Raw genomic sequence first — 18,100 nt, 5'->3', positions numbered from 1 at the left:
TACGTTACGTGAGAATTTTAGGCCCAACATGCCTGGTCGCCGCCGCTATGATAATAAACAACAGCAATGCGTTGGGAGCCACTCCGCAAACTTCAATGCCGAGCAAGGCATCGGGCGACTCTAATGGCCTTATCGTCGTAGAGCTCTACCAAAGTCAGGGCTGTTCCTCCTGCCCGCCAGCCAACGCGGCATTAAATGCCATAGCGGCGAGGAGCGATGTAATCGCACTCAGCTTTGCTGTCACCTATTGGGACCGTTTAGGTTGGAAGGACATTTTTGGTGATCCAGCATACACAAAGCGCCAATATGCATATGCCAGCGCCTTAGGGAATAACGGGGTCTATACGCCGCAAGTGGTACTTAATGGTAGACGCGCAATAGTGGGCAATCGCCCGGGTGAGCTGGAACGCGCCGTTGCGGCTACGCGAGATTTAAGCGGAGGTCCGTCAATCGATGTCAATTCAGGCTCGGTGGCCATCGGCGCGGGAAACGGCAACGGTGACGTATTGCTCATCCGGTACGATCCGCGAAATCATGACGTTGCCATCCGCACCGGCGAGAATGGCGGCCGCCAACTTCCACACCGCAATATTGTGCGCCAATTGGTGAAGCTGGGTAAATGGGACGGAAATAGCGTCATCTACAAGCTCCCGGTAAACCCCAATATTGCCTGGCAATCCGCGATCTTGGTGCAGTCAAAGCAAACGGGTCCAATTTTAGCGGCAAAGAAGCTCTAAGCAGGTTCAACTTTGGCTTTCTCGATCATCGATTTCACAAATGCGGTCTTTCGACACTACCGGCTGCATTGTATTGTCGCCTCCGTCGCCACCTGCGAAGTGTCAATTGATCAATGCGCCTAAGATCAAGTCGCGTGCCTTTGACGACTCAGCGCGTCGCAAGCGTATCGACGTTCGAGGTGGCTTCGGATGCAGCGGTATCAGCAAAATCCTCGGCAATCTTCTCGACCTCTGCTCGCTGTTTATCCGAAAGCGGTGGCCCGCCGCAGCCCGATAACAACAGCGCTCCGATTATTGCCCCTCTAAGCATAATTCCCCCTAAATAATTTAGTACCCATTTCTAATCGATATCCACATCGACCGCCGCAGTGGCGTAATCGAGCCTTGATCGCCTTCGCTAAAACAGAGCGGTCTATTGCCAAAGTTCTTCTTTCGTTCCAACGACCATCTATGGGACGTAAACGATTCGCCATCATCACATTTGACCGCGACCGCGTGGAAAAACTAAGCTGGCAAGGCCAAGGACATTCGCTTGCTTGGATCGTATAACGGGGCTTGTGCGGTTGGACTTATCCAAACGCACGCCGAATCATCAATATCACTCTGATGGATTAGTTGCCAGCTAAGCCGCTCCCGACGGAGGACCTGTTAGAGTAGTCCAACGGACCTACAGCGTGCCGATAGCAGCAAGCGGATAGGTTCACCTGCCAGAAATGAAAAAGCCCCGCCGTTTCGGGCAGGGCTTTGGAACACACTAGTTTCGGTTAGTGTGGATTAAGCGAAACGCACGCGCAATGTCGTATCTTTCTTGCGGCGCATTGAAAAACCGATGCCTGCCATGCCTAGCAACATCATCATCCACGTCGCTGGCTCCGGCACAGGGGCTGCAATCGCAAAAACCCGATCAATACCAAAGTCGGCAGCTGGATTGCCTAGACCTCGGAATTGAAAATCGAATTTTTGAGGACCGGTCGTTGTTGCTGTAAACGAAGTGGTGAAATTCTGCCAGGTTCTTGCTGTTGTATTTGCAGGACCAGCGATCAAAGGTGACCCAACAGCAACGCCGCCAACAAAGAACGCTAGTGACGCATCAAACCGGTTATCAATTCCATTTTGCGGGATATAATAATCAAATCCAATATTATAGGTGGTATTTGCCACCAAATTTACGATCTGCGAAAGGCTGTGCGGATTTGCGGTATCCGAAGATAAATAAGCCAACTTGTCCCCAGCAGCGTCAGGGCTCTGAGATGCTATCATATTAGGCAGCACAGCCTCACCGAAAGCACCAAACGGATACTGTGCCGTTGAGCCATAAGTGATAACTACCGGTGAGGTACCACCGCCATTTTCCATGAGCGTCCAATCCACGAAATTAGATTCGAAGCTACCGTTCTTTACAAGATTCGTGGCGGCCATGGATGGTGTTGCCAAAGCCATTGAGGCCAACAAAATTAGTGACTTATGCATTGCTAGTATCCCTGAAAACAGTGTAGAGCGACGCGACCCGCTTCAATTACAATAGAACTACTAGCATCATTAACGTTTTCTTAGGACTCGTATATTTGCAAATATGCGAAAGTTTCGAAGATGTGTCAAAATGAGACGGGCCAGCATCCCGATCGTGTGTCAGATCAATATTGAGAGAATATGCTGGTTGTAAACCGCACGCCCAGCTTCTGTGTCAGAGGACCTGTTTGAGTAATAGCGCGTCTGCAATCGGAAATGCTTCGCCAACCTTGGAGATGAGACGGCACCGCCGTTTCCGGCGGAGCTGTTAAGCATTGGATAAAACTGAGGAGGCTGAGGAAGCCCGCCTTACGCGCGCTGCGCTTGATCGTATCAGGCACTACAAAGCGCTCATTGCAAGCCCCTCAATCTGGTCACATCCTGTGCCACGATGGAGAATGGGTCTCCTGTCATATCCACGTGGTTACCAGGCCGGTATGATTTAATGATTGCGATTTTTCTTTCAACGGCGTCAAAATTCGGGGCGTTGGTGCGGACAAGTCGAATTGCTGCCAAAGTAGCGGGGTCTGCATACGCAACGCAATATTCACCTAACGCGAAGTTACTCGCCTTGATTTGCGACTGCAATTCGAGCTGCGCAGGCGGCGGCAGCTTGATCAGTTCCAAAGTGCCATATTTTTCTTTGAACAGGTGTTCATTCGAATTGTCCTCTTCGCAGTGCCGAGCATAGCCCGTCGCCTTGGCATGGATCGAAGCTTCTTTGGGACTAAGGGCAGGGAAGGCTCTTGATGCTCCTTTAGGTAAGAAGCGAAGTGTTTCCAAAAAATCTCGGCAGACTGCCCTCGAAAGCGCATTGATCGGGGTAGATGCACCAATAATTGAAACAACGAGTCTATGAGTTGTTTCATACGCAAGTAGCGTGCGCGGAGACCAATTTTGGGTTGGGTCTGCCAAAAACCTGTCAAAGACCTCGCCCACAGTGATGGTGTCAGCAAGCGTAGGGTCGTCCCTTCGTATGAGCGTTAAGCTTGCAGCACTGGGTAGCGATAACCCAGACCGTGCCTCCCACGGTTGGAGGAGCGTTAGATCGACAATACCACCATTTGTTAGCCGAGCCTGAGCAAAGCCAGCTTCGATCTGTGCGAGGACGGCATGCGAACGGCGGCGAGCCCCTATCTCGGAGTCAGTCCGCAGGGACATCCAGATTTCCCGCTTTCCAATCGTCTCGATCAGAACTGTCGGGACACGTTTTCTTATGTGGTAGATGCCACGCTTTCGAACCATGTGTGGAACGCATTTACGTGGACGGTTTGTGGAGACGCAAATTCGACCAACAAGTGAGGATACCCGAGGGTTAGGACTATCAGTTGCATCAAGACGGTGGGGACCAATTGTAGAGACAACGCTGGTTGAACACAGTTTGTTTGACGGTAACCTGAGGTTTTCAGCGTGTTCTGTGGATATGGTGAGCCCTGCTGGGTTCGAACCAGCGACCTACTGATTAAAAGTCAGTTGCTCTACCGACTGAGCTAAGGGCCCCCGACCTGAACCGATGCGGGTTCAAAGGAGAGCGCTCCCCCTAATGGGGGCGGGGGGTGCGGTCAAGCGCCTTTGGACGGTTAAATCGCGATTGTAAGTGACGGATGCTGAGGCCCGTGATGGGGTCACGCCAATCGGGTGCAACCATCGCGGCAGGGGTAAGAACAAATCCGCGTGAGCGAAGTCCCGGATGGGGTATACTGAGTGCCGGGTTGGCATCAGCCCACATCCCGCCTGACCACAACAGGATATCGAGGTCCAATACCCGGGCACGCCAACTTTGGCCGCGACGGATGCGCCCAAAATGGCTCTCAATTTCATGCAAGCGTGAAAGCAGGGCAGGCGGCTCAAGCGTGCTGGCAACAACAGCGGCGGCGTTTGCAAAGCGGCGCGATGACGGACCGACGGGGTTCGACTGGATGATCGCTGAATGCGCAAACACATCGATATCGTCCATCTCGAGCGCGGCAATCGCCTGCGGAATGATGCGGGTTGGCGAACCAATGACCGGGTGGGGTTGGTTCGATCCAATGCCAATCAGATACAAATAGGACAGGTTAAATGTCCTCGGAGAGTCGGCTGTAAAGATTTGGCCGCCGGTCGCGAAAGAAACCCATGCTCGCACGGTGGGCGCGCGCCTGATCGAGATCAAACGTCGACACCAACACGCCCGTTTCCGCATCATCAAGATCACACACGATATCGCCCCACTCATTTGCGACGAAACTGGTGCCGTAAAATTTCTGTGCGGTCATCCCGTGATCGTCTTCGCTACCAACCCTGTTCGCGGCTATGACCGGCATACAGTTGGAAACGGCGTGGCCGACCATCGCCCGCCGCCACATGTGCCTGGTGTCCAGGGTCGAGTCCTGGGGCTCTGCGCCAATGGCTGTCGGGTAAAACAAAAGTTCAGCGCCCATCAACGCCATCGCGCGCGCGGTTTCGGGGTACCATTGGTCCCAACAGATGCCAACGCCGATCACGGTGCCGAAAACCTCCCACACCTTGAACCCGGTGTTACCAGGCCGGAAATAGTATTTTTCCTGGTAGCCGGGGCCATCTGGGATGTGACTCTTGCGATAGACGCCCATGATCTCACCATCAGCATCGATCATGGCAATGCTGTTGTAAAAATGTGCGCCGTCGCGTTCAAAGAAGCTTGCCGGAATAGCTACTTCAAGACGCTTGGCGAGCTTGGCCATGGCCTTGACAGCGGGATGCTCCCGTGTCGGATGCGCGAGACCGAAATGCGCCTCCTCCTGCGTTTTGCAGAAATAGGGTCCTGAAAACAGTTCGGGAGGCAGGATAATCTGTGCGCCAAGTTCAGCAGCCTGCGACACGAGATCGCTCACGGCATCAATGTTTTCAGCTTCGCTTGCGGAAAGCGGCAACTGGAGCGCCGCAACGGTAATGTTTCTGGTCATGATGCGCTTATAGCCGGACCCCGAAACGTGCCGCAATCACGATTGTCGCCAGATACAACATTAATGTCAGGGCTATTCCCGACGCCAATGCGAACCAGAAGCTGTGACCGCTGCGTAACAGCCATGGCATAAGAAGAAACATCGGCAGGCTGGGCAAGACATACCAGAATGTAGCCTCGGAATGGCTGGCAAGTAAAAGCGGGTCAGTAGTGTCGCGCCATAGCCAGATCATCCCGAACACTGAAATCAGCGGCAGCGAGGCGATTAACGCGCCCGCTGCCGGTGCTTTGCGACCAATAACTGCAATCAACGCAATGATAATCCCCGAAAGGATGGCACGAATTGCAAAGGCAGTCACAACGGCATCAAGGCCGTTTTTTGAATAACAACGTCATTCGGTCGGATTCGCCAATCGCTTCATATTTCGCGCGATCCACGTCCTTCAGACGCAGAGCGGGAGGTAGCGTCCACACGCCGTCAGGCCAATTTGCGCTGTCCTTTGGGTTGGCGTTTACCTCGCTCTTTGCAGCGAGTTCAAAGCCATTCACTTCCATAAATTTAATCACGTCGGCTTCGCGTACATAACCCTTGGTGCCGTCGACATAGCTGAACGGGGCGTTGGCAGGTGCGCGATGCTGCTCAATGCCTAACAAACCGTCATCTTTTAGCAGGTCGCGCATGGCTTTGATTTCGGCATCTGCAATGTTCCAGTTCATGATGTTGTGCATCATGCGCATGACCAAGATGCGGTCGAATGATCCCTTGGCACCCTCCGGAACTTCACTGAGCGAAAATGCGTTGAAATCCGTTGCCGGACGTCCGGAGACGGCAGCGACGTCAGCAGGAAATTTTGCAATGCCCGCGGCAATGCCGGTTTTCTGTTGGTCACTGAAGAATGTTTTAGTCCCGAAATAGAGGCCGGTATATTTGCCCTTTTCGTTCACATAGCGACCGAGAATACGCGATACCCATTCGCCACCGGGAGCATATTCACCGATCACATGATCGGGGTGCAAGCGGAAGAATTCGAATGTTTCGGCAGGGTGGCGATATTGGTCGCGCTTTGCATCATTGGCGCGTGCGGGGTCGGCGAGGATTTTGGCCAAACGTTCCTGATGCGCTTTGTGCATTTTGTCGTGCTCGGCTTTGCTCATACCGTGGTGGTCGGCAAATGCTGGTGCAGCCAGCGCGGTGGCGGCGAGAGCAAGAAGAAAAGTCTTTTTCATTGGAGGTCCTCTCTGTTGAATATTATGGAACATGCCCTGAATAGCGCCAAATTCCAATACAGTTATATGGGCACTTGCTGGCTGGAACAGTGGAAGCTGCCGCCGCCCGTTAAAACTGCGTCGGCCATGATGCCAACGACATGTCGATCCGGGAACAATTCTGCCAAAGTTGCGACAGCGGCGTCATCATTAGCAGCGCCATAGATCGGCACAACCACTGCTTCATTGCCGATGTAGAAGTTCATATAGCTTGCTGGAACAGCCTCTCCGTCCTGAACGAACCGTCCAACGGACGGCATCAGGCTGACACGGCATCCAAAATCTTCTGCTCGTTTGCGCGCATCGGCAAACGCCGCGCTGTTGGGATCGTCGGGGTCGGCGCCTTGCGGAATGAGTATATGGTTTACGCCAACAAAGCGGGCTAGGTTATCGATATGGCCGTCGGTGTGGTCATTGGCCAAGCCATCGCCTAACCATAACAGCCGTTCGACACCAAGATCTTCGCGGAGCCGTGCCTCAATCGCTGCCCTGTCGAGCGCTGGGTTGCGGTTTGGATTCAAAAGACAGTCAATTGTCGTCGCGCCAAGGCCTTCACCGTCGACCTCGATAGATCCGCCTTCCAATATCCAGTCCGATTTGTGTATCTTAAACCCGGCGGCTTCCGCGAGTTCTTGGCCAATGCTTTGATCGCCCGGATAGTCGAAACGGCCACCCCATCCATTAAAACCAAAATCGCGCGCAAGACGGCGGTCGCCATCCTTGACGATAATGCAGCCGGTATCGCGCAGCCAAATGTCACCGATAAGCCGGCTTTCCACCTGAACGCCACTTTCAACGAGATCAGCAGCAATTTTGGCAGCTTCGGGGCTTCCTGCAATCAGGTGTACCCGCTCGCCACGCCCCGATGCGTGCACCGCATTCGCAAAAGCCGCGATTTGCTGCTGCGCGCGGTGCAGCGGCGCACCCCATGCGTTGGACGAGCTTGGAAATCCAATCCAGACCATTTCATGGGGCGCCCACTCCGCGGGCATGATTAAGCCCATGATTATTTCCCGGCTCGGCTCTTGTCGCGCACAGCCCGGAATTCGTCGCCTTCGTTCCAGTTTGGCCAAGCATCGCTCATCGCGAGCATGCGACCGACGCGATAATAAAGTTTCAGGTCGGACATGACGCCTGACCAATCCCATTTTTCGTCAAATTCGTCGCCGGGTGCGTGGTAGCGGTTTTTCTCATAATCATCGGCAGCTTCCTTAGCCGCAGATTTGCCACCATTGACGAGGTCATCTCCGCCTTCGAAATAGACCATTGGCACGCCAAGCTTGGCAAAGCTGAAATGGTCGGACCGATAATAGAACCCTTTCTCGGGCGTGGGCTCCATCTCAGGCGTACGGCCTTCCAATTGTGCCGCAGCGGCAAGATAGTCATCCAGCTGCGATTTGCCCTTGCCGATCACGGTCAGGTTTTTTGCAGGACCAGACATGGAAAATGCGTCCATGTTCACGCCGCCAACTGTTTGCGACAGCGGGAAAACGGGGTTTTCCGCGTAGAACTTTGATCCAAGAAGACCGCTCTCTTCCGCGGTAACCGCAAGGAACACTACTGACCGGTCCGGCGCGCCAGCTTTCGCAAAGCCTTCCGCCAGCGCGACCAAAGCTGCGCTTCCGGTTGCGTTATCGACCGCGCCGTTGCAGATATCGTCTCCATCGGGGGCCGCGGTGCAACGCCCGAGATGGTCCCAATGGGCGGTATACAGCACATATTCTTCAGCTCGCTTGGTGCCTTTCATGACGCCAACGACATTCTTGCTCGCTTTGCGGGCAATGTCATTTTCAAAGCTGAGCGAAGCCGTCAGGTTCAAAGGCACGGCCTTGAACCCCTTCTGCTTTGCTGCGGCCATTTGCTGTTCGAGATCCTGTCCTGCTGCTGCAAAGATTTCTTTTGCTACCGCTTTCTGGATCCAGCCATTCGCCTGCGTCTGACTCTTGCCCCCATCTTTTGACTGAGCGAGAAACTGCGTGCCAGTCCAGCTGGAATTGACGACGTTCCATCCATAAGCCGCAGGTGCAGGGTCATGAATGATCAATACGGCCGCTGCACCCTGACGTGCGGCTTCCTCATATTTGTAGGTCCAGCGTCCATAATAGGTCATCGCCTTTCCGCCGAAAGGACCTTCCAGACCGGCATTCTCAAAGTCCGGGTCGTTGACCATAACGACGACCGTCTTGCCTTTGACGTCGACGCCTGCATAATCATTCCAGCCCTTCTCAGGGGCGACAATGCCATGGCCTACAAAGACCATGTCGCTTTGTTTGATCTCGGTCTTAGGTGTCTCGCGATAGCTGCCGATGACATATTCGCTGCCATATACAAAGGACATCGCCTTTCCGCTCCGGTCGGCAATGTTTAGGGCCGAAACGTTTTTGGCCGTAATTTCGATTAACGGGACGTCCTGGGTCCAACTGCCGTTGTTACCGGGCTCAAGCCCGGCCGCTTTGAATTTCAAAATAAGATAAGCAACTGTCTTCACTTCTCCAGCCGACCCCGGCGCGCGGCCCTCGTAGCTCTCGAGCGACAGCTCGCGCGTCACGTCCTTCATTGTCTGCTCGGACAAAGCGGGAACTTGTACCTGAGGCAGCGCCGAAGTTTTTACGCCGGACGAATTTGCGTTTTGACAGGCTGACGTCAATGCCAGTGCGGAAACAAGGGCTAAGGACATGAGGCGCATGAAATTCTCCTAAGGGGAAATATTATTGCGTGCCTTCTGCCAGACGCATCGTTCAGGCTCAAACAAAAAAGGCGGCCAAAACGACCGCCTTTCTTGTTTCTGTTTGAGGCCGAATTAACGCGAATAAAATTCGACGACCAGATTTGGTTCCATCTTTACGGGATAAGGCACTTCATCAAGCGTCGGAACGCGCGCGAAGGTTACCTTGTCGTTACCGTCAACGGCAACATATTCCGGAATATCACGCTCTGCGAGGCCTTGGGCTTCGATAACCAAAGCCATTTCCTTGGCCTTCGGACCGAGGCTGATAACGTCGCCAACGGCAACCTGACGACTTGCGATGTTGCACTTGCCGCCATTGACGCGAACGTGGCCATGGCTGACAAGCTGGCGTGCAGCAAAGATTGTTGGTGCGAACTTGGCGCGGTACACAACCATGTCCAAACGACGCTCCAGCAGACCGATAAGGTTCTGCGAGGTATCGCCCTTCATGTTGCTGGCTTCTTGATATGCGCGCTTGAACTGCTTTTCAGTTACGTCGCCATAATAACCCTTGAGCTTTTGCTTGGCGCGCAGCTGAATGCCGTAATCAGACAGCTTGCCTTTACGGCGCTGACCGTGCTGACCCGGGCCATATTCGCGCTTGTTTACAGGTGATTTTGGACGTCCCCAGATGTTTTCACCCATCCGGCGGTCAAGTTTATACTTCGAGCTTTTGCGCATCGACATATTCAGTCTCCAATTGCTTACAACGTTGTTTCCGGTACCGCGCGACGCATCATGAATGCGCCGGACACCTGCTTCACCGGAATGCAGGGTCGATTGCGAAGCGGCGCCTATGGCCTTTGACGTGGGTTATGTCAACATCTGGCTCGACTTTGCGGGTCGTGAACCGTAAAGGCGCTGCCATGAGCAGCACCGAACGTTCCATAGCACCTGAAAACTGTAATAATATGACCGACGTCCGTGCGGGCGTCGATGCAGTCGATGCGCAGTTGGTTGAACTGCTCTCGCGCCGTTTTGCCTACATGGACGCTGCTGCACGGATTAAAACCGACCGCGCGGTTGTCCGCGACGAGGCCCGCAAGCAGCAGGTGTTATCCCATGTGCAAACGCTGGCGCGTCAGGTCGGCGTCCCCGTTGAGGTCGTTGGCGACCTGTGGGAACGCCTGGTTGAAGCGTCTATCGCGTATGAATTGGAAAAATGGGACGCAATGCGGGACTGAATTTAAATGCCAGTGTCCATCTGCGGCGGCATGGTAGTCCCGGCCTTGCCTTTTACTGACAACTCAGCAGCATATTCGGCCTGATCCCATTGTTCCTGGGTCTTGCATTGCTTTTTGGCAATACGGCTGCCGGTTAAGCCGACGGTGCGACAAATTTTCTTGGGCTTAGTTTTTTGTACATTGGCAGATGCAGCGTCTGCGGTGCGCGGTGCGGGTTCGGATGTTGCAGATGCCGCTAACACAACGCCCAGAATAATACTGCTAATCATAAAAATGCTCCTTCTAATTGGTTTGTGTAGCCATTGCGCCTGGTGACACCAAGAGACTATTGTTCGGTCCGTCGCATTCTTTTCAATGTCGTGAGAACCCCGCGTAACGTTCTGACCTCAAGCGCGTTCCATGCCGGCTTCGTCAGTAAATTTCGCAATGTACGCCTTGTAACCGGCGCACGATCAATTGGCGTGAAATAACCCAATGGCTCAAGCATGTCATCGAGTTGCGCTATAAGACCATCGAGTTCAAATTGAGATGCGGGTGGCTCCAGATCGGTTTTGGGCGGGCTTGCCAAGGATTGCGTCTTTGACCATTCATACGCGCAAAGTATGACCGCTTGTGCCAAATTAAGCGAACCAAAATCCGGATTGATAGGCACGGTTATAATCGCGCGCGCGACGTTGACCTCGTCGCTTTCGAGCCCCGATCGCTCGGCTCCGAACAGAATCGCGCTCCGGCCAGAACCATGAGCTAATATTTCCTGTGCGGCCGCTTCGGGCGTAATGACCGGTTTAGTTACGCCGCGTTTCCGTACCGTGGTTGCATATACATAGTTTATGTCCGCCGTTGCTTCGGCCAACGTTGGAAAGACCTGCGCATTGGCGAGCACAATGTCCGCGCCGGATGCAGCGGGACCCGCGGTCGGGTTGGGCCACCCGTCGCGCGGCGCAACGAGGCGCATTTCGATAAGTCCGAAATTCAACATCGCGCGCGCTGCTTTGCCGATGTTTTCGCCCAGTTGCGGGCGGACAAGAATGATGATTGGCGGCGCACTCATTTCTGTGCGGCTTCAACCACGCTCCCGGCGAAATCCTCAAAATCCTTCGCTTCGCTAAAATCCTTATAAACCGAGGCAAACCGAATATAGGCGACGCTGTCGAGCGCCTTCAGGCCGTCCATCACAAATTCGCCGATCCTTTTGGACTCAATTTCGCTTTCACCCAGGGTTTCAAGCTGCCGCTGGATCGCGGAAGCAAGCTTTTCTATTTGCGCATGATCAACCGGCCGCTTGCGACATGCAACGGAAAGCGAACGCTCTACCTTTTCACGGTCAAACGGTTCGCGCTTACCTTCGGCCTTAATTACCAAAAGCTCACGCAATTGAATGCGTTCAAAAGTCGTGAAACGCCCGCCGCAACCCTCGCACTGACGCCGACGTCGGATAGCGCCATTGTCTTCCGTGGGACGGCTGTCCTTCACTTGGCTATCGTCATGTCCGCAAAATGGGCAGCGCAATTATTTTTCCTGGTTCTTTTTCTTGTTCACATGCCGGTAGGCGACAATACCGGCACCAATCAGCGCACCCGTTGCTAAACCGATGGGGGCGATGATCCCCGCCGCTGCACCGATAGCTGCGCCGCCGGCGACTTTTTTAACCGTGTCCTGATCGGCCAGATGCTTGCCGGTATGAAACGCGTCTTTCGTTGCGCCCCATAATTCGTCGGCGGCTTCACCGACATAATGTCGCGCCTGATTGGGGATGCTCTCGGCAGCCAGTTGCTCGGGTGTCTTTGCGCCGCAATTCGGGCAAAACTTCGCGCCCTCGCCATATGCCGCGTTACATTCGTTACAAAATCCCATGGTCATTTCCCTTCTGTGTATTAGATGGGTAAGTCACCTCTATAAATCAAGATGGGTAAATTGGAAAGCGGCTGCACAATTCGCGGACGCGTAATCTTACTTCAGCCTCGATCGCCGCGTCGCCATGTTCACCCTTTTGACGCAAGCCTTCGAGTACATCCGAAATCATATGGCCAATCTCGCGGAATTCGGCCGGGCCAAAGCCACGTGTTGTTCCGGCGGGCGAACCCACGCGAATGCCGCTCGTCTTGACGGGAGGCAGCGGGTCATTTGGAATGCCATTTTTGTTACACGTAATCGCCGCGCGCTCCAGCGCCTCATCGGCGTCGCGTCCGGTAATCCCAAGCGGGGTCAAATCGACAAGCGCCAGATGGGTGTCGGTGCCACCCGACACGAGGTTTGCGCCACGTTCATGCAACGTCGCGGCCAATACCTTGGCATTGGCAATAGTAGCTGCAGCATAACTCTTGAACTCTGGACGAAGCGCTTCACCAAACGCCACGGCCTTGGCAGCGATGACATGCATCAATGGACCGCCCTGAAGCCCCGGGAAGACAGCAGAGTTGATCTTCTTGGCGATTGCCTCGTCATTGGTCATGATCATGCCGCCACGAGGCCCACGGAGCGTTTTATGGGTGGTGTTCGTGACCACATGGGCATGTTCAAGCGGGTTGGGATGTACGCCGCCGGCAACGAGGCCCGCAAAATGTGCCATGTCTACATGAAATATTGCACCAACTTCATCGGCAATCGCGCGAAAACGCGCAAAATCGATGATGCGCGGGTAAGCCGAACCCCCGGCAATAATGATTTTGGGGCGATGTTCTTTCGCAAGGCGTTCGACCTCGTCGAAGTCAATGAGGTGCGTATCAGGATGGACGCCAAATTGTACCGCGTTGAACCATTTGCCTGACATCGACGCTTTTGCGCCATGCGTAAGGTGGCCGCCGGCATCAAGGCTCATCCCGAGAATGGTTTCGCCTGGCTTCACCAGAGCCAACATGACGGCGCCATTGGCCTGGGCACCCGAATGCGGCTGCACATTGGCAAAACCGGCGTTGAACAGCTTCTTTGCGCGCTCGATCGCCAGCGTTTCGACTTCGTCCGAAGGCGCGCAACCCTGATAATAGCGCTTTCCCGGATAGCCTTCGGCATATTTGTTTGTGAACACTGAACCTTGGGCCTCAAGCACTGCCTTGGAAACAATGTTTTCCGAAGCAATCAACTCGATCTGATTCTGCTCGCGGTCAAGTTCATGGGCAAGGCCGGCAAACACCTCGGCATCGGTTTCCGCAAGGCCGCGCGTGAAGAACCCATCGGGCTGAACATCGGAGAGATCGTGTGCGGGGCGCGTGCTCATGCTGGTTCCTTGGTCGGTTTAGGGATCGTGGTTGGGTTGGATAATTTGTCAACACGACGTTGATGGCGGTCTCCACCAAAGTCGGTTGAAAGAAATGCGTCAATACAGGCTTTCGCCATTTCGATCCCGATCAGGCGCGCGCCCATCGCGATGACGTTTGCGTCATTATGTTCGCGGGCCAGCCGGGCCGACAATGGTTCCGAGACCAAAGCAGCGCGGGCGGCGGGATGACGGTTGACTGCTATGGATATGCCAATGCCTGATCCGCAAAGCGCAACGCCGCGGTCAGCAGAGCCGTCGGATATGGCCGCAGCGAGCCTGTAGCCATAATCAGGATAATCGACGGAACCTTCGTCATGCGGGCCAAGGTCGGCGACGTCATGTCCCGACGCGCGCAGATATTCGACCAACGCTGATTTCAGCGCGAGGGCAGCATGGTCTGAGGCGATGGCGATACGCATGGCACATCCTGTAGCAACATGAGTCGAACTACGTCTCCCCTATGGGACGAAGCGACAAAACGCTATGCCGAATTTGCCCGATTGCGTGCCTTATCCACCATCTTTATGGGGAGCTTCATGCTTAATTTTGTTTTGTCCGTCGCCATGCTTTCAGGTTTCCTATTGCTATTCGGCGCATGGAAACGCTGGCGACAGGTCGGAACCAGTCAGCAAATGTGGCTTATGGTCGCAGCAGCTCTAGTCATTTTTGCCAACATTGCGATCTGGGTCGTGCCCGATGACAAGGGGCAATCGCTAGTGACCGGCTCGGCCAGGCAACCATAAGGAGCGTACGCAGAAGCGCGCAGGGTGTGCACGAAAGCTAGGCGTCACCCTGAACCTGTTTCAGGGTCTTACTCTCAGAGCAGCGTCAAATTAAGATTCTGAAACAGGTTCAGAATGCCTAAGGGCGCGTTAGCCGCGGTCTTATTTCGATTGCGTCTGCAAAACTCACTTAATTGGCGAATTAGGATCCAACCGGAAATCAAGATAACCGTTCACCGACGCCATCAACATATCCATTTCATTTTCAAAGAAATGGTTCGCCCGTGGAATCTCGTCATGGTGGATCGTGATGTGGCGCTGCGTGCGCAATTTATCGACGAGCTTTTGCACTGCGTTGGGATTGACCACTTCGTCATTCACGCCCTGAATGATAATGCCCGATGACGGGCAGGGAGCCAAAAAGCTGAAATCATACATGTTTGCAGGCGGCGCGACCGAGATGAAACCTCGAATTTCCGGGCGGCGCATCAACAGCTGCATACCGATCCAGGCGCCAAAACTAAAACCTGCGATCCACGTCGTCGAGGCTTCCGGGTGAAAACTCTGGACCCAATCCAGCGCGGACGCTGCATCGGACAATTCGCCGATACCATTGTCAAATTCGCCTTCGCTGCGGCCAACACCACGGAAATTGAAGCGTAATACGCCAAATCCGCGAGCGACAAAGGTTTTGTAAAGCTGCTGCGTAATGCGGTCATTCATCGTGCCACCGGCTTGCGGGTGGGGATGAAGAATCATCGCAATCGGGGCGCGTGGGCGCGGTGGCGGCGAAAAGCGGGCTTCGAGGCGGCCTTCTGGACCGGGAATAGCAATGGCAGGCATGTTGTTTGTTCGATTCTGAGATATGGTGCCGAGCGTGCCCGAAGGTTCGGGCTTTGCATGAATTGGAAGCGCTATATAGAAGCAGTGACGATTTTCGCAACTGTCATGGAACTTATGCCAAGCCACGAACGCATTTATCTCGATCATGCCGCCTCGACGCCGATTATCCCGGCGGCACGCGAAGCCATGGCGGAAGCGATGTTGCGATGGGCAAACCCATCGTCCCCGCATCATGAAGGACGTGCGGCACGCGCTACACTCGAGGACGCGCGCGCGCGGATAGCTGCTGCGCTGGATTGGGATGGCGAGGTTATTTTTACAAGCGGCGCGAGCGAGGCCATAATGCTTGGATTGCGCGGCACTGGAGCAATGGCAAGTTCGGTTGAACATGACGCTGTCCTTGCAGTTGCTGGTCCGAAACGCTTGCCGGTAACAAGCGATGGCCATGTCGACTTAAGCTCCGTTAGCGGCAACGGGCGGTTTGCGGTCCAATCGGTAAACAGTGAAACTGGCGTCATTCAACCCATTCAAGATATCGCAGCAGCGGTGCACAGCGCGGGCGGCATTTTATTCGCCGATTGTTCGCAGAGCGCAGGCAAGCTGGCGCTGCCCGAAGCAGACATGATCTCGGTATCTGGCCATAAACTGGGCGGGCCACCGGGAATGGGGGCATTGCTTGTTCGTAATCTCGGGCTGCTGTCGCCCACTGGCGGACAGGAGCAGGGCTATCGGCGCGGTACAGAGAATCTGCCCGCTGCTGTCGGATTTGCGACAGCGCTTGAGGCAGGTTTTGGTTGGATGGAAAATGCAGCGCGGCTGCGTAAAATACTTGATGAGGCGATCGTCTCGACGGGCGGACTCGTTGTGGCGTCGGCAAGCAACCGGCTGGCGACAATTGGTAGTTACCGCATGCCGGGCGTTGCCGCATCGAGCCAGCTTATCAACTTTGATATGGCAGGCCTCGCCGTCTCGGCTGGCAGCGCCTGCTCGTCGGGTACACTCAAGACGAGCCACGTGCTAACCGCCATGGGATGGGATGATAGATCGGCGTCAGAAGTCATTCGTGTCAGCTTCGGCCCTAAAACAAATGACAGCGATATCGCCCGCTTTATCGATGTGTGGCGCAGCATAAATGCGCGTGCAAAGGCCGCATGATCTACCTTGATTATCAGGCAACAACGCCGCTTGCGCCCGAGGCTTTTGCAGCGATGGAGCCATGGCTAAAGGACGGCTTTGCCAACCCGCACAGCACCCATGCAGCGGGCAGGGCAGCAGCGGCAGCGGTTGAGGTTGCGCGCGACCAGATAGCGGCGCTGCTGCCAACGGGCGGGCGGGTGATCTTCACCTCGGGCGCAACGGAAGCGATCAATCTGGCCATCATGGGTTGCGGCTTGCCGGTTTCAGCCGCAGCTACCGAGCATGCTGCGGTTTTGGATTGTGTGCATGCGCGGCAGGGGTGCGTTTTGCCGGTGGGGGAAGGGGGCATCCTCAAAATCCTCCCCGAGACGGGGAGGTGGCACGCCGCAGGCGTGACGGAGGGGGAGGGAGTTCAGACTCTTGGTAGTACTACCAACCCCCTCCATCAAGCTCTGCGTGGTCCCCCTCCCCGTACTGGAATGGGTCTAGTTGCCGTCATGCTCGTGAACAACGAGATCGGTACCATTCAGCCAGTCGCTGAACTTGCCGCCGCCGCCCACGCCCAAGGCGGGTTGTTCTTATGCGACGCTGTGCACGCCTTTGGCCGGATGCCAATCCCCGATGGTCCGGACATGATCGCCGTATCTGCCCACAAAATCCACGGTCCGAAGGGGATAGGTGCCTTGTGGGTGCGTGATGGCGTCGACCTCAAACCGCAAATGCTTGGCGGCGGGCAAGAGCAAGGCATGCGATCAGGTACTTTGTCACCTGCCTTGTGCGCCGGATTTGGCGCAGCGGCCAAGCTGGCTGCGGAACGAATGGAGGCGGATGCCGCGCATGTTGGCGCCTTATGGGATCGGGCAGTGGCCGCGTTTTCCGATTGGACCATCAATGGTTCGACGACCAAACGCTATAAAGGCAATCTCAACATTCGCCGTGACGGAGTGGATGCGGCGCGATTAATCTCCGAATGCCGACGCATCGCGTTCTCGGCTGGATCTGCCTGCGCAAGCGGATCAGGCCGCCCAAGTCACGTACTTTGCGCCATTGGCCTAAGTGATGCACAGGCAAAATCTTCTATCCGGCTTGGCTTTGGCCGCTATACGACAGCCGAAGATATTGATATTGCAGCAGGGGCAATAAACCGCGCAGCAGAGGCGATGTTATGATCAAAGTCACATTCATCAATGCCGATGGCGCTGTGCAGCAAGTCGATGCCGAAGAAGGGCGCAACCTTCTGGAAATAGCCCAAGCCGCTGGGCAGCCACTTGAAGGTACGTGCGAGGGTCAGATGGCGTGTTCAACCTGCCATGTGATTGTTGATAAAGATTGGTTTGATAAACTCCCCCGCTCTGTTGAGGACGAGGAGGACATGCTTGACCTCGCCAGCGGTGCGCGGCGCACAAGCCGCCTGTCATGCCAGATAATTATGACGACACAACTCGATGGTTTGGTCGTGCACATTCCGGCGGAGAGCCGAAATATGCAAGGGCTATAGCACCTTCACTTTCCATTCAGGAAAAATGGCCTATATAGGTCGATGCCGGGTTCGCCCGGCTATGGCGATAAATTGCGATGTGCAATAGATGCAGCGGACCCGGGGGCGGTACCCGGCAGCTCCACCAAAATTCCTGGTTTTCAGGGGTATTGGAGGGGCTGAACTAGGATCGACGTGCGTTGAAAAGCATTGTTTTTGCCCGGCATGAATAAGCCGTGAAATGGTTCATAACCAATAGGTGCAAACGATAACTCAGCACTTGCTCTCGCAGCGTAATTTTGGGCCTCACGGTCTGAA

23 protein-coding genes, 1 tRNA gene and 1 other RNA gene are annotated in these 18,100 nt (G+C 54.8%); 7 read left to right on the top strand and 18 right to left on the bottom strand.

All coding sequences use genetic code 11. The features are described 5' to 3' along the window. Positions 1-95 precede the first annotated feature (95 nt). Positions 96-737 (top strand): DUF1223 domain-containing protein, encoded by a 642-nt coding sequence (locus ACLL9E_RS09350; RefSeq protein WP_411291465.1) that lies wholly within the window; start codon positions 96-98, stop codon positions 735-737. Between the two features lie 148 nt (positions 738-885). On the opposite strand, the gene ACLL9E_RS09345 is transcribed toward ACLL9E_RS09350, so the two are convergent. The 11 genes from ACLL9E_RS09345 to rpsD form a co-directional block, all read right to left on the bottom strand. After that, positions 886-1,047: a hypothetical protein gene (locus ACLL9E_RS09345; protein WP_411291464.1), complete on the bottom strand. Its 162-nt coding sequence runs from the start codon at positions 1,045-1,047 to the stop codon at positions 886-888. A 464-nt stretch (positions 1,048-1,511) separates the two neighbouring features. Next, positions 1,512-2,207, bottom strand: a complete 696-nt coding sequence (locus ACLL9E_RS09340) for a PEPxxWA-CTERM sorting domain-containing protein (RefSeq protein WP_411291463.1) — start codon at positions 2,205-2,207, stop codon at positions 1,512-1,514. Positions 2,208-2,597: 390 nt separating this feature from the next. Continuing rightward, positions 2,598-3,491, bottom strand: a complete 894-nt coding sequence (locus tag ACLL9E_RS09335; RefSeq protein ID WP_411291462.1) for a DUF6538 domain-containing protein — start codon at positions 3,489-3,491, stop codon at positions 2,598-2,600. A gap of 179 nt (positions 3,492-3,670) precedes the next feature. Next, a tRNA-Lys gene (locus ACLL9E_RS09330) sits at positions 3,671-3,746 on the bottom strand. A 40-nt stretch (positions 3,747-3,786) separates the two neighbouring features. Beyond that, positions 3,787-4,293, bottom strand: coding sequence for a 2-amino-4-hydroxy-6-hydroxymethyldihydropteridine diphosphokinase (gene folK, locus ACLL9E_RS09325; RefSeq protein ID WP_411291461.1), 507 nt, complete (start codon positions 4,291-4,293; stop codon positions 3,787-3,789). A 10-nt stretch (positions 4,294-4,303) separates the two neighbouring features. After that, the gene (gene aguB / locus ACLL9E_RS09320; RefSeq protein WP_411291460.1) at positions 4,304-5,170 is read right to left on the bottom strand and encodes an N-carbamoylputrescine amidase; all 867 of its coding nucleotides are present in this window, start codon (positions 5,168-5,170) and stop codon (positions 4,304-4,306) included. 7 nt (positions 5,171-5,177) lie between these two features. Next, positions 5,178-5,528: a DUF3147 family protein gene (locus ACLL9E_RS09315; RefSeq protein WP_411291459.1), complete on the bottom strand. Its 351-nt coding sequence runs from the start codon at positions 5,526-5,528 to the stop codon at positions 5,178-5,180. A 7-nt stretch (positions 5,529-5,535) separates the two neighbouring features. Beyond that, positions 5,536-6,396: a class I SAM-dependent methyltransferase gene (locus ACLL9E_RS09310; RefSeq protein WP_411291458.1), complete on the bottom strand. Its 861-nt coding sequence runs from the start codon at positions 6,394-6,396 to the stop codon at positions 5,536-5,538. Between the two features lie 62 nt (positions 6,397-6,458). Next, a complete protein-coding gene (locus tag ACLL9E_RS09305; protein WP_411291457.1) occupies positions 6,459-7,439 on the bottom strand; it encodes an agmatine deiminase family protein in 981 nt (326 codons plus the stop codon). A gap of 2 nt (positions 7,440-7,441) precedes the next feature. Further along, positions 7,442-9,121, bottom strand: a complete 1,680-nt coding sequence (locus ACLL9E_RS09300; protein ID WP_411291456.1) for a M28 family metallopeptidase — start codon at positions 9,119-9,121, stop codon at positions 7,442-7,444. 114 nt (positions 9,122-9,235) lie between these two features. Further along, positions 9,236-9,850 carry a 30S ribosomal protein S4 gene (rpsD, locus tag ACLL9E_RS09295; protein ID WP_411291455.1) on the bottom strand — a complete coding sequence of 205 codons (615 nt, stop codon included), beginning with the start codon at positions 9,848-9,850 and terminating at the stop codon, positions 9,236-9,238. Between the two features lie 179 nt (positions 9,851-10,029). Here rpsD and ACLL9E_RS09290 point away from each other — a divergent pair, with 179 nt between their 5' ends. Beyond that, on the top strand, positions 10,030-10,347 hold the full coding sequence (locus tag ACLL9E_RS09290) for a chorismate mutase (RefSeq protein WP_411291454.1): 318 nt from the start codon (positions 10,030-10,032) through the stop codon (positions 10,345-10,347). A 2-nt stretch (positions 10,348-10,349) separates the two neighbouring features. Here ACLL9E_RS09290 and ACLL9E_RS09285 read toward each other — a convergent pair whose 3' ends face one another. Genes ACLL9E_RS09285 through rpiB form a run of 6 tightly spaced genes read right to left on the bottom strand, consistent with a single transcriptional unit; the run spans position 10,350 to position 14,022 of the window. Further along, positions 10,350-10,616 (bottom strand): hypothetical protein, encoded by a 267-nt coding sequence (locus ACLL9E_RS09285; RefSeq protein WP_411291453.1) that lies wholly within the window; start codon positions 10,614-10,616, stop codon positions 10,350-10,352. 56 nt (positions 10,617-10,672) lie between these two features. After that, the gene (locus ACLL9E_RS09280; protein WP_411291452.1) at positions 10,673-11,398 is read right to left on the bottom strand and encodes an RNA methyltransferase; all 726 of its coding nucleotides are present in this window, start codon (positions 11,396-11,398) and stop codon (positions 10,673-10,675) included. Further along, positions 11,395-11,856 carry a transcriptional regulator NrdR gene (nrdR, locus tag ACLL9E_RS09275; RefSeq protein ID WP_411291451.1) on the bottom strand — a complete coding sequence of 154 codons (462 nt, stop codon included), beginning with the start codon at positions 11,854-11,856 and terminating at the stop codon, positions 11,395-11,397. Before nrdR ends, ACLL9E_RS09280 begins: the two co-directional genes overlap by 4 nt. Then, positions 11,857-12,201, bottom strand: coding sequence for a zinc-ribbon domain-containing protein (locus ACLL9E_RS09270; RefSeq protein ID WP_409645076.1), 345 nt, complete (start codon positions 12,199-12,201; stop codon positions 11,857-11,859). A gap of 46 nt (positions 12,202-12,247) precedes the next feature. Continuing rightward, positions 12,248-13,561: a serine hydroxymethyltransferase gene (gene glyA / locus ACLL9E_RS09265; RefSeq protein WP_411291450.1), complete on the bottom strand. Its 1,314-nt coding sequence runs from the start codon at positions 13,559-13,561 to the stop codon at positions 12,248-12,250. Beyond that, complete coding sequence (rpiB, locus tag ACLL9E_RS09260; protein ID WP_411291449.1) at positions 13,558-14,022, bottom strand: ribose 5-phosphate isomerase B; 465 nt, start codon at positions 14,020-14,022, stop codon at positions 13,558-13,560. Before rpiB ends, glyA begins: the two co-directional genes overlap by 4 nt. 18 nt (positions 14,023-14,040) lie before the next feature. On the opposite strand from rpiB, the gene ACLL9E_RS09255 reads away from it, so the two are divergent. Continuing rightward, positions 14,041-14,346 (top strand): hypothetical protein, encoded by a 306-nt coding sequence (locus tag ACLL9E_RS09255; RefSeq protein WP_411291448.1) that lies wholly within the window; start codon positions 14,041-14,043, stop codon positions 14,344-14,346. 165 nt (positions 14,347-14,511) lie between these two features. Here ACLL9E_RS09255 and ACLL9E_RS09250 read toward each other — a convergent pair whose 3' ends face one another. Then, positions 14,512-15,168, bottom strand: coding sequence for an alpha/beta hydrolase (locus ACLL9E_RS09250; RefSeq protein ID WP_409645081.1), 657 nt, complete (start codon positions 15,166-15,168; stop codon positions 14,512-14,514). A gap of 114 nt (positions 15,169-15,282) precedes the next feature. Between ACLL9E_RS09250 and ACLL9E_RS09245 the strand changes: the two genes are divergently transcribed. The 4 genes from ACLL9E_RS09245 to ssrA all read left to right on the top strand — a co-directional run. After that, positions 15,283-16,323: a cysteine desulfurase family protein gene (locus ACLL9E_RS09245; protein ID WP_411291532.1), complete on the top strand. Its 1,041-nt coding sequence runs from the start codon at positions 15,283-15,285 to the stop codon at positions 16,321-16,323. Next, entirely contained in the window at positions 16,320-17,474 is a 1,155-nt protein-coding gene (locus tag ACLL9E_RS09240; protein ID WP_411291447.1) for a cysteine desulfurase family protein, read from the top strand. Before ACLL9E_RS09245 ends, ACLL9E_RS09240 begins: the two co-directional genes overlap by 4 nt. Next, entirely contained in the window at positions 17,471-17,803 is a 333-nt protein-coding gene (locus tag ACLL9E_RS09235; protein ID WP_411291446.1) for a 2Fe-2S iron-sulfur cluster-binding protein, read from the top strand. Before ACLL9E_RS09240 ends, ACLL9E_RS09235 begins: the two co-directional genes overlap by 4 nt. Before the next feature lie 5 nt (positions 17,804-17,808). Then, positions 17,809-18,100, top strand: a transfer-messenger RNA (tmRNA) gene (ssrA, locus tag ACLL9E_RS09230); the annotation flags it as partial.

The sequence above is a fragment of the Sphingorhabdus sp. genome (genome assembly GCF_046596595.1).
Classification (GTDB): Bacteria; Pseudomonadota; Alphaproteobacteria; order Sphingomonadales; family Sphingomonadaceae; genus Sphingorhabdus_B.
The sequence above is the reverse complement of the archived record's forward strand: the minus strand, read 5'-3'. Positions and strand labels throughout refer to the sequence as shown.

Bases quoted from the DNA above. Each gene is read 5' to 3' on its own strand.
- ACLL9E_RS09350 (WP_411291465.1), top strand. From the start codon at position 96: ATGCCGAGCAAGGCATCGGGCGACTCTAATGGCCTTATCGTCGTAGAG.
- ACLL9E_RS09345 (WP_411291464.1), bottom strand. From the start codon at position 1,047: ATGCTTAGAGGGGCAATAATCGGAGCGCTGTTGTTATCGGGCTGCGGC.
- ACLL9E_RS09340 (WP_411291463.1), bottom strand. From the start codon at position 2,207: ATGCATAAGTCACTAATTTTGTTGGCCTCAATGGCTTTGGCAACACCA.
- ACLL9E_RS09335 (WP_411291462.1), bottom strand. From the start codon at position 3,491: ATGGTTCGAAAGCGTGGCATCTACCACATAAGAAAACGTGTCCCGACA.
- aguB (WP_411291460.1), bottom strand. From the start codon at position 5,170: ATGACCAGAAACATTACCGTTGCGGCGCTCCAGTTGCCGCTTTCCGCA.
- ACLL9E_RS09310 (WP_411291458.1), bottom strand. From the start codon at position 6,396: ATGAAAAAGACTTTTCTTCTTGCTCTCGCCGCCACCGCGCTGGCTGCA.
- ACLL9E_RS09305 (WP_411291457.1), bottom strand. From the start codon at position 7,439: ATGGGCTTAATCATGCCCGCGGAGTGGGCGCCCCATGAAATGGTCTGG.
- ACLL9E_RS09300 (WP_411291456.1), bottom strand. From the start codon at position 9,121: ATGCGCCTCATGTCCTTAGCCCTTGTTTCCGCACTGGCATTGACGTCA.
- rpsD (WP_411291455.1), bottom strand. From the start codon at position 9,850: ATGTCGATGCGCAAAAGCTCGAAGTATAAACTTGACCGCCGGATGGGT.
- ACLL9E_RS09290 (WP_411291454.1), top strand. From the start codon at position 10,030: ATGAGCAGCACCGAACGTTCCATAGCACCTGAAAACTGTAATAATATG.
- ACLL9E_RS09285 (WP_411291453.1), bottom strand. From the start codon at position 10,616: ATGATTAGCAGTATTATTCTGGGCGTTGTGTTAGCGGCATCTGCAACA.
- ACLL9E_RS09280 (WP_411291452.1), bottom strand. From the start codon at position 11,398: ATGAGTGCGCCGCCAATCATCATTCTTGTCCGCCCGCAACTGGGCGAA.
- ACLL9E_RS09270 (WP_409645076.1), bottom strand. From the start codon at position 12,201: ATGGGATTTTGTAACGAATGTAACGCGGCATATGGCGAGGGCGCGAAG.
- glyA (WP_411291450.1), bottom strand. From the start codon at position 13,561: ATGAGCACGCGCCCCGCACACGATCTCTCCGATGTTCAGCCCGATGGG.
- rpiB (WP_411291449.1), bottom strand. From the start codon at position 14,022: ATGCGTATCGCCATCGCCTCAGACCATGCTGCCCTCGCGCTGAAATCA.
- ACLL9E_RS09255 (WP_411291448.1), top strand. From the start codon at position 14,041: ATGAGTCGAACTACGTCTCCCCTATGGGACGAAGCGACAAAACGCTAT.
- ACLL9E_RS09250 (WP_409645081.1), bottom strand. From the start codon at position 15,168: ATGCCTGCCATTGCTATTCCCGGTCCAGAAGGCCGCCTCGAAGCCCGC.
- ACLL9E_RS09245 (WP_411291532.1), top strand. From the start codon at position 15,283: ATGCCAAGCCACGAACGCATTTATCTCGATCATGCCGCCTCGACGCCG.
- ACLL9E_RS09240 (WP_411291447.1), top strand. From the start codon at position 16,320: ATGATCTACCTTGATTATCAGGCAACAACGCCGCTTGCGCCCGAGGCT.
- ACLL9E_RS09235 (WP_411291446.1), top strand. From the start codon at position 17,471: ATGATCAAAGTCACATTCATCAATGCCGATGGCGCTGTGCAGCAAGTC.